Here is a 15573-nt window from a genome sequence, read left to right as displayed (position 1 = left end):
ATGCGTATGGAGCAGATGTATCAGGAAGTGATCCTCGATCACTACAAACATCCGCACGGCCGCGGACTCCGTGAGCCGTTCGGCGCCGAGGTGCACCACGTCAACCCGACGTGTGGCGACGAGGTGACGTTGCGCGTCCAGATCTCCGAGGACGGAACGGTCTCCGACGTCTCGTACGACGGTCAGGGTTGTTCGATCAGCCAGGCGTCGACGTCGGTGCTGAACGACCTCGTCATCGGGATGCAGGTCACCGACGCATTGAAGACGGTGACGGCGTTCAACGAGATGGTGAGCAGTCGGGGCACCGTCGAGGGGGACGAGGACGTTCTCGGCGACGGCATCGCGTTCGTCGGTGTCTCGAAGTATCCGGCACGCGTGAAGTGCGCCTTGCTCGGATGGATGGCATTCAAGGATGCTGTAGTCCAGATTGTCGACGGCAGTGCTGTGACGACGGCGGACAGCAGCAGTGAATTGGTCGACACGACTGAAGGACAGGGATCATGACCGAGACACAACCAGTGCAGGACGCCGAGGTCGGCGCTCCGGTGAATCCGAATCCCGATTCCACTGCGGAATTCGGTGGCGCACAGGGCAGTGGCACTGTCCCGTCGCCTGAGCGACTCGACGAACTCGAAGAAGCGATGCGCGACGTCGTCGACCCCGAACTGGGAATCAACGTCGTCGATCTCGGCTTGGTCTACGGACTCTTCGAAGACGACGGTGTCGTCACGATCGACATGACTTTGACGTCGGCGGCGTGCCCGTTGACCGACGTGATCGAGGACCAGGCGCGCGGCGCACTTGTGCGTAGCGATCTGTGTACCGACATGAAGATCAACTGGGTGTGGTTGCCGCCGTGGGGACCGGACAAGATCACCGAAGACGGACGCGAGCAACTGCGCGCACTCGGCTTCACGGTCTGACAAGCAGCCTCGCTGCACGATCAACTGAATACATTTCACCGGAGCGTCGGTGCCCGTTCGTCGGGTACCGGCGCTTCGGTTTGTTATATAGGGCCGTTTTAGCCATGATATTCAGGACAATAGTCCCAAATGGTTGTTTGATGAATATTTGCTGGAAGCTGACTGATCGGTAACATCGCAGCTGATTGTCACGATGTGATCTCCGGCGGGCGATTTGCCAGTTTCCACCCGAGCTTTCCAATGTATTCGTCTCATTTCGAAGTGCCCCGATCAGTTCGAAGCGTCCAGCGGACGCATATACCTGTTTGCATCATGATCAAGTTGTAAGAGGGAGATTCGTGTGGATGGCAGTCCCGACCGAGGAATCGTTTCCGCAGCTCGTCCGGACGACGAACTCACCTTCCCTCTTTCTGCCGCGCAACTTTCCCTGCTTGTCGCACAACAGCTTCGACCCGAGATTCCCGTCAGCATCGCTCAGTACGTCGACGTGGACGGTCCGCTCGACATCGAGCTGCTGACCGCTGCCAGTAAACAGACCGGCCGTGAGATCGGCTCCGGATACCTGCGCCTGGTCGAGGTGGACGGGGTTGCGCGTCAGTGGCTCGATCTCGACATGGACGACTCCCTCGACGTGGTCGACCTGCGCGCCGAATCCGATCCGGAATCGGCGGCGCGAGAATGGATGCGCAAAGAGCACACTGCTGCCATCGATCCGTTCACCGATCGCCTGGTCAGGCTGGCAGTCCTGGTGCTTCGCGACGACCATTACTACTGGTACAGCCGTATTCATCATGTGGCGCTCGACGGTTTCGGCGCGATGTCGATGATGAACCGCACAGCCGAGATCTACACCGCCGCGGTGCGGGATCTGCCAGTTCCCCCAGCGGTAACTGCCCCCCTCCAATCGTTGGTGAAGGCAGAGGCCGACTATCTGGGCTCTTCCCGGTGGGAACGCGATCGCGACTACTGGAACACCAAGATGGCCGACAAGCCGGGCGGAACCTCGCTCGCGTCCTCGACTGCTCCGTCGCAGGCGTGGTCACGCCTACGGTCGGCGACGGTACCTACGGAACTGCGAAGCTCCCTCGAAAGGCTCGCCGTCGATCACGACGTGACTACGTCGTCAGTGGTGATCGGTGCACTGGCGGCTTACCTCGCCCGGGCCACCGGGACCCGCGACGTGGTCCTCAGCTTGCCGGTCTCGGGGCGGACGACAAAAGCTGCTCGCCGGTCCGGCGGAATGATGTCGAACGTCGTCCCGATACGTGCGAGTGTCGATCCGCACTTCGCGGTGGGAGACTTGCTGCACGAGGTGAAGATCGAACTCACCGGCGCACTGCGTCATCAGAAGTACCGCCACGAGGACCTACGACGCGACCTCAACGCCGGTGATCACAGCATCGCCGACGGACGCGGCTTCCACGGGCCGTTGATCAACCTCATGCTGTTCCACTCGGGAATCACTCTCGGGGACGCGCACGGCGAACTGAACGTGATCTCGACCGGGCCGATCGAAGACCTCTCGGTCAACGTCTATCAGACTTCCGCAGCCGAAGAGATCCAGATCGACTTCGCCGCGAATCCAGACCTCTACACCAACGAGGACATCACGCGTCACCACCGACGTTTCCTCGAATTCCTCGAATTGTTCTGCGCTGCGGAATCGGGAACTCGATTGATGGACATCGACCCGGACGCCGCGGGGAAGTGGATCGCCGAAGTTCAACACGCCCGCAACGTCGAGTACTGGTCTTCGACATTGTCGAACCCCGCCGAGGATCTGGGTTTGCCGGTCGTCGCCGGATCCGGTCGGACGTCCACGCCCCTCGAGATCGAGGCAGACCTCTGCCGCCGCCTCGAGACGATGGCGACGACGATGAACACGAGTCTGTTCGTGCTGTTCCAGTCTGCGATGGCCGGACTGCTGCGCCGCGTCGGTTCGGCTGACGAGGTGTCGATCGGCGTCTCGGTCCGCGGGTACGGCGCCTCGAACCCGGACGATTTCGTCTCGATGTTCGCCAACCAGTTGGTGCTTCGCTCGACGGTGTCGAACACCATGACGCTCAACGACCTGGTCGGTGCGGTGGACACCGTCGCAATCGAAGCTTTCGAACACGCAGACATTCTTCTGTCTTCGGTGACCGCCGCACTCGGTGACGGCCGCTGGGTGGAGACGGGCCCGTTGTTCCGGGCGATGGTCTGCTTCGAGGAGCCGCTGGATGCTCACCCGAGATTTCCGGGGCTCATGGTCGGTGCGCCTATCGGATCGGATCTGGCCACCGCGCCGGAACTGTTTGTCTCCCTGGCGATTCCGACTGGTGAGCATGCCGATTTCGATCAGCCGATCTCCGGTGTTCTGGATTGGCTCGGCACGAAGGAGCAAGCCGAGGACCTCGCCGACCGTTATCTACGAATCTTGACCGCGATGGTCGGTGCTCCGCACTCGGCGCTCGGCTCAGTGGATCTGCTCCGCCCGGACGCGCGCCAGGCGCTGGTGCCGCCCGTTCTCCCGATTACCCCGGTCCGAACGCTCTCCGACATCCTTTCCGACCGCATTCGGGCGACCCCGGAAGCGATCGCCGTTGTCGCAGGTAGCGAGCGCGTGTCGTACCGCGAACTCGATCGACGATCGAATCAGTTGGCGCGCAAGCTCGTCGAGCATGGCGTGCAATCCGAGTCGTTGGTCGGAATCATGCTGCCGAAATCCGTGGACATGATCGTTGCCGCTGTCGCGGTAGCGAAGGCCGGCGGCGGATACCTCCCACTCGATCGTGCGCACCCCGCCGAGCGTTTGGCATACGTGGTCGAGGATGCGCAACCGGTGTGCGTCATCTCCGATTCCACTTTCCCGAACTCCGCCTTCCCGAACTCTGACGTGGTGGTCGTCGGGGTCGACTCCGACGAGTACTCCGGTGAGGGTCTGGAAACCGATGAGTGCCCGCGCGGGCACGGAGTCGACAATCTGGCATACGTGATCTACACCTCGGGGTCGACGGGCCGACCCAAGGGCGTCTCGGTCACCCACGCCACCGTGGTGCGATTGTTCGAGAACACGCAGGTCGAATTCGGATTCGACGGCAACGACGTGTGGACGATGTTCCACTCGTTCGCCTTCGACTTCTCGGTGTGGGAACTGTGGGGCGCGCTGCTCCACGGTGGAACGCTGGTTCTGGTCGATCACGAAGTCTCACGCGACCCCGATGCCTTCCGCGCGCTCGTCGCTGCAGAAGGCGTCACCGTGCTCAATCAGACGCCCTCAGCCTTCTACCAGTACATCGAAGCCGACCTTCGGGCCGATTCGGAGACTCGGCTCCGGTACGTGATCTTCGGTGGCGAAGCCTTGGATCTTCGTCGCCTCGGGCGCTGGTACGACAATCACGCGGGCTACGACAATCACGACAATCACACGGAATCCGGGCCCGCACTCGTCAACATGTACGGCATAACCGAGACGACGGTGCATGTCACCCATCTCGAACTCGACCGGGCGAGCGCGAGTGCGGTTACCGGCAGCCGGATCGGTGACGCGATCGACGGACTTCGTGTGTACCTGCTCGACGAGCATCTCTCCCCGGTCCCGGTGGGGATTGCGGGGGAGATCTATGTCGCCGGCGGTCAACTCGCCCGTGGCTATCTGGGCCGACCAGACCTCACCGCGGGCCGGTTCGTTGCCGATCCGTTCAATGCCGGCGGACGACGGTTGTACCGGTCCGGTGACCGCGCACGATGGATTGCGCCTGGACAACTCGAATACCTCGGACGCGGCGACGCGCAGGTCAAGATCCGCGGATTCCGGATCGAACTCGGCGAAATCGACTCCGTCATCCTCGGCGCGCCGGGAATCGACGACGCCGTGACCGTCGTGGCTCCGACGCCGGCCGGCGGCGCTCTCGTGACCTATGTGACCGCTTCGGACGCCGTGGACGCCGAAGCCCTTCGCGCGCACGCCGCCGAAGCCCTCCCGACCTACATGGTTCCCGATGCCTTCATGGTCATCGATTCGATTCCGTTGACCACCAACGGAAAACTCGACCGGCGTGCGCTGCCGTCGCCGATCCTCGCCTCCACCAAGGTCTTCCGGCCCCCGACGACTCCGACCGAGGGCAAGGTAGCCGCGGTTCTGGCTGACATCCTGGGTAGCGGACCGCTCGGGCTCGACGATAATTTCTTTCATTTGGGCGGAAACTCGCTGGTAGCGACGACGGCTGTGGCGCGCTTGACCGAAGCCACCGGAGTTCGTATGCCGCTGCGTGCGCTCTTCGACCATCCCACGGTGTCCGGGATCGCGGCGACGATCGAGCGTGCCGCCCAGACCCCGGACGCCGACGGTATCCAGGTCGTGGCCCGGCCGGCGGTACTGCCTCTTGCTCCCGCGCAGCAGCGACTGTGGTTCCTGAACCGCGTCGCACCGGAATCAGGTGCATACAACATTCCGTTGGCGGTGTCGTTGCGCGGCGACGTCGATCCCGACGCACTGAGCGCCGCGATCATGGACGTCGTGACACGTCACGAATCACTACGCACCGTGTTTCCTCAAATCGGGGACAACGCAACGCAGAAGGTTCTGGGCCTGGGCGAGGGTATCGCGGGGCTCGAGTCGATCGAAGTGGAACGCGAGAATCTCGAAAGTGTGATCTTCGAATTCTCCTCGGCGGGTTTCGATCTGGTCCGCGAACGCCCGGTCCGCTACCTGCTGATCACTGTCGCCGACGATGAGGAAGGCGATGGCAAGGACGGCGATGACGAGCAAGCAGTCCTCGTCGTAGTTCTGCACCACATGGTGGCCGACGGCTGGTCGCTCGCGCCGTTGGCTGCTGATCTCACCGGCGCTTACGCCGCCCGCGTCGGCGGCAACAGCCCGCAGTGGGCGCCCCTTCCGGTGCAGTACGCCGACTACACGCTCTGGCACCGAGAACACCTCGGCGACGCGGCATCCACCGATTCGCTTGCCCACTCACAGATCGCGTTCTGGAAGCAGCAGCTGGCGGGAGCGCCCGAGCAACTCCACCTGCCGACGGACCGTCCGCGCCCACTCGACCCGACCATGCGCGGGGCCGGAGTCGACATCAGAATTGGCGCTTCCACTCATCAGAAGCTCGTTGTACTTGCCGGCGATCACGACGCCACGCCGTTCATCGCCCTGCATGCGTGCTTCGCCCTGCTTCTGGCCAGGTACAGCGGCACGGACGACATCGTCATCGGAACACCGGTGGCAGGACGAGGGGACAGATCTCTCGATCTGCTCGTCGGCATGTTCGTCAACACTCTGGCCTTGCGGACCGTCGTCGATCGGGACGCGACGTTCGCCGCACACCTGTCGCAGGTCAGGGCCGTCGACGTGGATGCCTTCGACAATGCGGACGTGCCTTTCGACGTCGTCGTGGACGCGCTCGAACTCGACCGCTCGCCTGCGCACCATCCGGTCTTTCAAGCTGCCATCACCTCTCGGATAACCACCGCTCACACAGCCGAACTGGCCGGGGTGTCGATGACGGCGCGGGCAGTCGAGACGGGGCTGACCAAGTTCGACCTCGAGCTCACCGTCACCGAACGTCACGAGTCCGGGACCGCAGCTGGAATCGATGCCACGTTCACCTATTCCACCGACCTGTTCGACAACGCGACCGTCGAAGCCTTGGCGCGAAACTTCGTGACCCTCGTGGAATCGGCAGTGTCGGAACCGACTGCACCGGTTGGTGACCTTCGTGTACTCGGATCCCGGGAGAGTGCCGCGATATTGCCGCGGCGCGGCGTGGCTTCGGTGGGCGAATCGACGCTGGCGCAGATCCTCGGGGATACCGCGAGGACGTATCCCGACGCGATCGCCCTCGAAGACTCCGAGCGCTCACTCTCGTACGGGGAGCTGGAGCGTCGATCGAATCGGATCGCTCGATACCTCATGGACCTGGGCGTCGGCCCCGAGACACCGGTCGCATTGGCCGTCGCCCGATCGGTCGACTCCGTGCTCGCAGTCTGGTCGGTCACCAAAGCCGGCGGCGTTTTCGTCCCGGTCGATCCCCGTTATCCCGCAGATCGAGTTGCGCACATGCTCGAGGATTCGGGTGTGCGGATCGGAATTCGGTCCGCCGAGGTTGCGGCCGGTCCGGCAACCGGCGGGAACGTCGCAGTCTGGATCGACCTCGGCGACGCGGACACGGTTGCAGAATATGCCGCCTACTCCGACGCTGCCATCGACGACGCTGACAGAACAGCGTCGATCACTGCGGCGTCGGCTGCGTACGTCATCTACACCTCCGGCTCGACCGGAGTGCCGAAGGGCACCGTCGTCACTCACGCAGGTTTGGCCAATCTTGCTCGCGAACAACAGGATCGGTATCGGATCACCGCCGGGTCGCGGACTCTGCATTTTGCGTCACCGAGCTTCGACGGCGCCGTACTCGAGCTACTGCTCGCCGGTTCGACCGGCGCGACGATGGTGATCGCCCCTCCCGACATCTACGGAGGGGAGGCGTTGAGCGAGTTCCTCCGAAGCCGCGAGGTCACTCATGCCTTCATCACTCCGGCTGCTCTGGCGACCGTCGATCCGGCGGGCGTGACGGCGCTGGAATGCGTAGTCGTCGGCGGCGACGTGTGCACCCCGGAATTGGTCTCGAGCTGGGGCAACGGGCGCAGACTGCACAACGGATACGGTCCGACCGAAACCACTGTCATGGTTGCCATCAGTGACCCACTCTCACCGGGCGATCCGATCACCATCGGCGGTCCCATCCGCGGAATCGACGCCGTGGTGCTCGACGCTCGGCTGCAACCGGTCCCGATCGGCGGCGTCGGCGAGCTGTACATCGGTGGGCCGGGGCTTGCACGTGGTTACCACCTTCGTCCCGCGCTGACGTCGGATCGTTTTGTCGCGCATCCGTACTCGACGTCCGGTGCCCGGATGTACCGAACCGGTGACCTGGTCCGCTGGACCAAGGACCTGACCCTCCGCTACGTGGGCCGCAGCGATCATCAGCTCAAGATCCGCGGGTTCCGCATCGAACTCGGCGAGATCGACGCTGCTCTGATGGATTCCCCTCTCGTTCACTTCGCCACGACGATTCCCGTCGAATCCGCCGCAGGCACCACTCTGGCGTCGTACGTGTTGCTCAGCGGCGACGCTGATATCGAGTCGCTCTTTGCGGCACTCGCCGACACGCTGCCGCGGTACATGATTCCGTCGTCGATCACCCCGATCGACGCGATTCCGTTGACTCCGGTCGGCAAACTCGATCGGAGAGCCTTGCCGACGCCGATACCGCGCGAAGTCCTCGGTACGGGTCGTGAACCCGAGGCCGGGCTCGAACGCACCGTCGCCGACGTGTTCGCTTCACTGCTCGACGTACCCGATGTCCGGGCCGGAGACAGCTTCTTCGATCTCGGTGGCAACTCACTCGTCGCGACGCAGGTGTCCGCGCGGTTGAGCGCAGCGACGGGACTCGCTGTGGACGTGCGCTCGATCTTCGAAGCACCGACCGTCGAAGCGCTCGCTGCACGTCTGGCGGCGAGCGCCGAAGAATCAGACGATCGACCTGCCCTGAGCGCCGGTGCTCGCCCGGACCGACTACCGCTCTCCGCTGCGCAACAGCGGCTGTGGTTCGTCAATCGCTTCGACCCGCAGTCCGCGGTCTACAACATTCCGTTCGCGATCCGGATCACCGGAGACATCCACGGCGATGCACTCGAGGAGGCGCTTGCGGACGTCATTGCACGCCATGAGGTGCTTCGAACGATCTACGTCGACAGCGCCGACGGCCCGAGTCAGGTCATCCGAGCAATTTCCGACGTGCAGTTCTCCGTCGAGCGCTACCGCGGATCCGAAGGTATCGAATCCGCGACGACGGAGTTCGCGGCGCGTGGGTTCGATCTCGGTTCGGATCTGCCGATTCGGGCCATGCTGGTGCGCGAGGACACTTTCGCTCACGTACTGGTCGTCGTCATCCACCACATCGCCTTCGACGGCTGGTCCCTGACTCCCTTCGCGACAGATTTCGTCGCGGCGTACTCCGCACGCGTCGTCGGAGACGCCCCGGTTTTCACACCGCTCGACGTGCAGTACGCCGACTACGCGGTGTGGCAGCAAGACTCGCTCGGGCAGATCGACGACCAGGAGTCTCTGGTTGCCCGCGAGCTGACCTTCTGGACCGCTGCCATGGCCGGTGCCCCGGACGAGGTACTGCTACCGGTGGATCGCCCACGCGGATCTGTCACCACGACCGCCGTCGGATCGGTGCCGATCGTCATCGACGCGGCGACCGGGGAGCGGCTCGCCGCCTTGGCAAGGCGCAGTGGCACGACGCAATTCATGGTCGTACACGCGATCTTGACGGTTGTTCTGGCGCGTCTCGGTGCTACCGACGACGTGGTGGTCGGCACTCCGGTGGCTGGCCGCGGCCGACCCGAACTGGATTCCCTGATCGGGATGTTCGTCAATTCGGTACCGCTTCGCACACCGGTCGATCACCGAGCGTCGTTCACCTCCCTGCTCGAGGTCGTCCGTGAACGCGACCTTGCCGCCCTCGCGCACCCCGAGTTGCCGTTCGAGGTGCTGGTCGACGCCCTCGATCTCGACCGGTCAACTACGCGACACCCGCTGTTTCAGGTCATGCTGTCGTACCACCAGAATGTGGTCTCGCCGCAGGTAACCGTCCACGACGCGCATCTCGAGGCGCAAGCGCTCGAACCGTCCGTCGCGAAGTTCGACCTCGAGTTCACCCTGCTGGCAGGCGATTCCGAGAACGCGGAGATCACCGGGTCGCTCAGGTTTGCCGAGGCGCTCTTCGACATTTCCACTGCGGAAACGATCGCCGCACGTGTGCAGTCGGTGGCCCGCGCCGTCGCCGCAGACCCGGACACCGCAATCGACGACATGGAATTCCTCAGCACCCTCGAGCGTGCGTCGCTGATGCCGGTACGCGGTCCGGCGTGGACCAGTTCGCGCACCTTGGCCGAAATATTGACGCGGACCGCCACCCGTTCAGGCGATTCGGTGGCCCTTCGATCTGGTGACACCACCGTGCTCTACCGAGATCTCTTCGCCCGTGCATCGGCGCTTGCCCGCCGTTTGACCACAGAAGGTATCGGCGCCGAAGACATTGTGGCGATAGCGATTCCGCGTTCGATCGACTCGATCGTCGCGTTGTGGGGCGTTTCCTTGACCGGCGCCGCGTTCGTTCCGGTCGATCCGCGGTACCCAGCCGATCGCATTCTGCACATGCTCACCGACTCCGGAGCCACTCGCGGAGTGACAACGGAAGCGGTGATCGAATCACTGCCCCGTCCGGTTCCGTGGATGACGATGGACGACATCCACGGCGACGGTGTCTGGCAGCCGGTTCCTGCCGCGCCGATCCGAATCGACAACCTCGCCTACATCATCTACACCTCCGGATCGACGGGAAAGCCCAAGGGTGTCAGCGTCACTCACCGTGGCCTGAGCGCATTGGCCGCCGAGCAGACGGCGCGCTACGGCATCTCGGCGCAGTCGAGGACGCTGCACTTCTCCTCACCGAGCTTCGACGCATCCATCCTCGAACTGCTGCTCGCCGTCGGTGAGGGCGCGACGATGGTGATCGCATCTCCCGATGTGTACGGCGGCGAGGACCTCGCAAAACTGATCACCGATCAGCAGGTGAGCCACGCGTTCATCACGCCGGCAGCGCTGGCCTCGGTCGATCCCACCGGGCTGGACGTCTTGCAGTCGATCGTTGTCGGCGGCGAGGCCTGTTCACCCGAACTGGTCCGCAAGTGGGCACCGGGTCGCCGGTTGTTCAACGGTTACGGGCCGACGGAAACCACGGTCATGGTGTGCATCAGCGATGCCCTGACGGTGGGGGAGACCGTGACCATCGGCGGACCCGTCCGGGGCGTGTCCGCGGTAATTCTCGACGGCTCGGCTCAGCCGGTACCCGTCGGGGTCACCGGTGAGCTCTACATCGCCGGCCTGGGACTTGCCCGCGGCTACCTCGACCAACCCGCGTTGACGGCGACGCGATTCGTGGCAGCGCCGTTCGGCCCGGCCGGCGCCCGCATGTACCGGACCGGTGACCTGGTTCGGTGGACGCCGCTCGAGACGATCGAATACGTCGGACGCTCTGATCACCAAGTGAAAGTACGCGGATTCCGCATCGAACTGGGCGAGATCGACTCCGTCCTCAGCGATTACCCCGGCGTCGAGTTCGTGGTCACCGTGGGCATCGACGCAGCTTCCGGTGAGACGATGTTGGCGTCGTACGTAGTACTCGGCGCCGATGCGGTCGAGATGGACGAATTGCTGATCCATGCGCGCCGCTCACTGCCCGCCTTCATGGTGCCGTCGGCGATCACCCCGATCGAGCACGTTCCGCTGACCCCCGTCGGGAAACTCGACCGAGCGGCACTGCCGGCGCCGACACTGCGTTCGTCCGAGCGAAGTGTCGAGCCGCTGACCACCCCGACCGAACTCCAGGTTGCCGGCGTCGTGGCAGAACTACTGGGTATCGAACAGATCAGTGCGTCGGACAGTTTCTTCGAACTCGGCGGCAACTCACTGCTCGCCACCAGACTGGCCCAGCGACTGGGCGAATCGTTGGGCAGGCAGGTACCTGTCCGAATGCTGTTCGAGCACCCCGAAATTCGGGAACTTGCCACCGTGCTCGACACATCCGCCGGGGCTAAGGCGCTACCACCGATCACCGCCGTCGACCGCCCCGAGCAAATTCCGCTGTCCTACGCGCAGGCCCGCATCTGGTTCCTCAACCAGATGGATCCCGGCTCACCCGCGTACAACGTCCCTGCCGCGATCTCCCTCGACGGTGCACTCGACGTCCCAGCCCTCGAAGCTGCGGTCCTCGACGTGATCGAAAGGCACGAAATCCTGCGCACGGTGTTCCCCGACTCCGACACCGGCCCACACCAGGTGATCCAGGATGCATTCACCTCGCTGAAGTACGCAAATGCGGACACCCGTGAACCGGCAGAGCTCGCCAGGGAATTCGCGTCGCGTGGATTCGACATCACGACCCAATCTCCCGTTCGCGCGCTCCTGCTCGAGTCGACGCCGCAGCACCACACACTTGTCATCGTGATCCACCACATCGCGGCGGACGGATGGTCGATCGCGCCGTTGATGAAGGACGTGCTCACCGCCTACGTCGCGAGAAGTTCGGGACGCGCTCCCGAGTTCACCCCGCTCGAGGTGCACTACGCGGACTTCGCCATCTGGCAGCGGGAAGCGCTGGGCTCTGTGAACGAATCCGAGAGCGTGCTCGGGGCACAGGCGTCGTACTGGCGGGAGACGTTGCGGGGAGCACCTGAGCTGATCGACCTTCCGAGCGATCGAGCGCGCCCGCTCACCCAGTCGTTGAGCGGCGCCCACACCGCGGTCTCGCTTCCGGCGCACACCCGGATCGCGGTCGAGGCGGTCGCCGGCTCGAATGCGGCGACGCCGTTCATGGTGTTGCACGCTGCCTATGCCGTGCTGCTGTCCAGGCTGAGTCGAAGCACGGACATCGTGATCGGATCTCCGGTCGCCGGGCGAGGACACCGAGTTCTCGACGACCTCGTGGGAATGTTCGTGGGCACGGTCGGACTGCGCACGACGGTCGATCCCGGGTCGACGTTCGTCGACGTTCTGCGTACTGTCCGCTCCGTCGATCTCGACGCTTTCGCCCACGCGGACATTCCGTTCGAGCAGGTCGTGGACGTTGTGGCGCCGACCCGGACCACCGACCGTCATCCGGTGTTCCAGACGATGATCTCGTTCCACGGCGCCCACCCGACGACGTGGGACCTGCCTGGACTTGCCGTTCGTGCCCACGAGATCACACCGGACATCGCCAAGTACGACCTGCAGTTCACCGTTGTCGAACAGACCGCGGAGGAAGGCGGCGGCTACGAGGCCTCCCTCACATACGCGAAGGACCTCTTCGACACCGATACGGCGGAGTCGTTTGCGGTGATGCTGGAAACGATCATCGAGACACTGACTGCCCAGCCCTCCGCCGTCGTCGGTGACGTGGATCTTGCGGGACGTGGCCTGCGTGCGTTGCCCGGACGTCCGGCCGGCGATGCTTTGACCTTGCCGGAGTTGCTGCTTCGCGGCGCGGCCGATCCGCATGCTCCGGCAATCGTCGACGTCGCGGCTTCCGCCACGCTCACGTACGGCGAACTCGACCGACGCTCCGACGCAATGGCGTTTGCGTTGATCGCTCGCGGGATTGCGCCGGAAATGATTGTGGCACTCGCGCTTCCGAGGTCGGCCGACTATGTGATCGCGCTCTGGGCCGTAGCGAAAGCCGGCGGAGTGTTTCTTCCCGTGGACCCGGCGTACCCCGCCGAGCGGATCGAGCACATGCTCACCGACAGTGGGGCGGTACTCGGTATCACCAGGGGTGAGTATGTGGCCGGCCTTCCGGGCGCCACGTCGTGGATCGAGCTCGACGCGGTCGAATTCACCACCGAAATCGAGGCAGCCCATTCCGAGACACTGCCGGACGCGCCACTCGAGTTCGACAACCCGGCCTACCTGATCTACACCTCGGGCTCGACCGGAAAACCCAAGGGCGTATTGGTCACTCACGCGGGATTGGCCGCGTTTGCCGACGAACAGCGGGAACGTTTCGGCGTCACCGCGCACTCTCGCGCTCTGAGCTTCGCCTCGACGAGCTTCGACGCGTCGGTTCTCGAGCTCCTTCTGGCATTCGGCGCCGGCGCAACGATGGTGATTGCGCCTCCGACGGTTCTCGGCGGTGTCGAATTGCACGAACTGCTCGACGAGCAGACGATCACCCATGCATTCGTGACTCCGGCCGCCCTGGCGACTGTCGATCCCGCCGGTCTCGACCATCTCGAGGCCGTCGTTGTCGGTGGCGACGCCTGCACCGCCGACCTCGTATCTCGGTGGGCGCCGAGGCGCCGAATGTTCAACGCGTACGGCCCGACCGAGGCCACCGTCGCAGTCACCATCAGCGATTCACTCGTCGCGGGGGAGACCGTGACGATCGGCGGTCCGATCCGAGGCGTGGATGCGATGGTTCTCGATTCCCGACTGCACTCGGTCCCCGGACGGGTCGTCGGTGAGCTCTACGTGTGCGGCGACGGTCTCGCCCGCGGGTACCTCGGCAACCCCGCGCTCACGGCAGCGCGGTTCGTCGCCGACCCGCACGGACCCGAAGGCTCTCGGATGTACCGCACCGGGGATCTTGTGCGTGAAGATCGCGCACGGTCGCTTGTCTATCTCGGACGCGCGGACCACCAGGTCAAGGTTCGAGGGTTCCGGATCGAACTCGGTGAAATCGACGCGGTGCTGGCGTCGGAGGCGTCCGTGCATTCGGCTGTGAGCGTGGTCGTCGGCGACGGCGTCGACGCTCGGATAGTCGCGTACGTCGTCCCGGCACACGGGGACGTCGACGTCACCGCACTACGACGCCACGCAGGCACATCCCTACCTGCGCACATGATCCCGTCCGCTTTTGTCACGATCGATGCAGTCCCGACCACACCGGCGGGCAAGCTGGATCGCGCAGCTCTGCCTGCGCCCCTCTGGGAGGCGCCGAGTGGACGCAGTCCGGAAGGCAGCGACGAGATTGCGATCTGCGCTGCTTTCGCGGAGGTCCTCGATCTCGCCGACGCAGACACGTACGCCGATTCGAGCTTCTTCGAACTCGGCGGAAACTCGCTCATGGCAACGCGTTTGGTCGCTGCCATCAAGGAACGCACCAGCATGACCGTCCCCGTCGCGTGGATATTCTCCGACCCGACGCCGGAGGCATTGGCGCGCAGACTCTTCGAACTCGAGGCAACAGTTGTGACAAGTGACGCGGATACCTCCGCACTTGCAGTAGTCCTGCCACTACGCCCGGAAGGCCGCGCCGAGCCACTGTTCTGCATCCATCCGGCCATCGGATTGGCCTGGTGCTACGGGGCATTCGATCGGTACGTCGATTCCAGCCGGCCGCTCTACGGCCTGCAGTCGCCGATTCTGACGGACCCCGAATTCCGGGCGGAGCTGATCGAGGACTTCGCGGCGCGGTACGTCGAGGAAATTCGAGGAGTTCAGCCGCACGGTCCGTATCACCTGCTGGGGTGGTCGATCGGGGGATTGATCGCTCATGCGGCGGCGGTGCAGTTGCAAGCCGCGGGTGAGAGCGTCGCCGACCTGATTCTTCTCGACAGCTTCGTTCTCGAAGACCCGACGATGGCGGGCGCGCAGCCTTCTCTCGCCGAACTGATCGGCGGGTTGGGGATCTCGGTCCCGGACGCCGACGAGCGTGATCTGACACCCGAGGACGCCGAAGCGCTCTTGCATGAAGCCATCGGCGATCACCCTTTGGTCTCGAGCGATCGGATCGAGCGACTGTTCGAGGAATACTCCGCAGGCGCGCAGCTTGCCCACCGGTACCGCCCGGGCAAGTTCGTGGGCGATCTGCTGTTCTTCTCGGCACAGACCGACACCTTCGACCCGCTGCGCACGGCGTCGGCGTGGCGACCGTTCGTGTCCGGGGTGATCATCGACCGTCCGGTGCCCACGTCACACGCCGAAATGTTCACCGAGGCAGGTCTGGAGGCGATCGGGCCCGTGATCAACCTGGCGGTCGGAACGGGTCGTCACGCGGCCCCGGACGTCGACGCAGAGTTGGACGCTCTGATCGAGGTCCAAGACGTGCGCGGCTGA

The 15573-nt window shown here is 64.2% G+C and carries 3 protein-coding genes; all 3 read left to right on the top strand.

From position 1 onward, the window contains the following. Nucleotides 1–504 carry a Fe-S cluster assembly sulfur transfer protein SufU gene (gene sufU / locus QM596_RS10525; protein WP_003944894.1) on the top strand — a complete coding sequence of 168 codons (504 nt, stop codon included), beginning with the start codon at nucleotides 1–3 and terminating at the stop codon, nucleotides 502–504. Beyond that, nucleotides 501–923, top strand: a complete 423-nt coding sequence (locus tag QM596_RS10520) for a metal-sulfur cluster assembly factor (RefSeq protein WP_003944963.1) — start codon at nucleotides 501–503, stop codon at nucleotides 921–923. The genes sufU and QM596_RS10520 overlap by 4 nt, the downstream gene beginning before the upstream one ends. A gap of 340 nt (nucleotides 924–1263) precedes the next feature. Continuing rightward, the gene (locus QM596_RS10515; RefSeq protein ID WP_283308911.1) at nucleotides 1264–15573 is read left to right on the top strand and encodes a non-ribosomal peptide synthetase; all 14310 of its coding nucleotides are present in this window, start codon (nucleotides 1264–1266) and stop codon (nucleotides 15571–15573) included.

Source organism: Rhodococcus sp. IEGM 1406 (assembly GCF_030056745.1).
Classification (GTDB): domain Bacteria; phylum Actinomycetota; class Actinomycetes; order Mycobacteriales; family Mycobacteriaceae; genus Rhodococcus_F; species Rhodococcus_F erythropolis.
The sequence above is the reverse complement of the archived record's forward strand: the minus strand, read 5'-3'. Positions and strand labels throughout refer to the sequence as shown.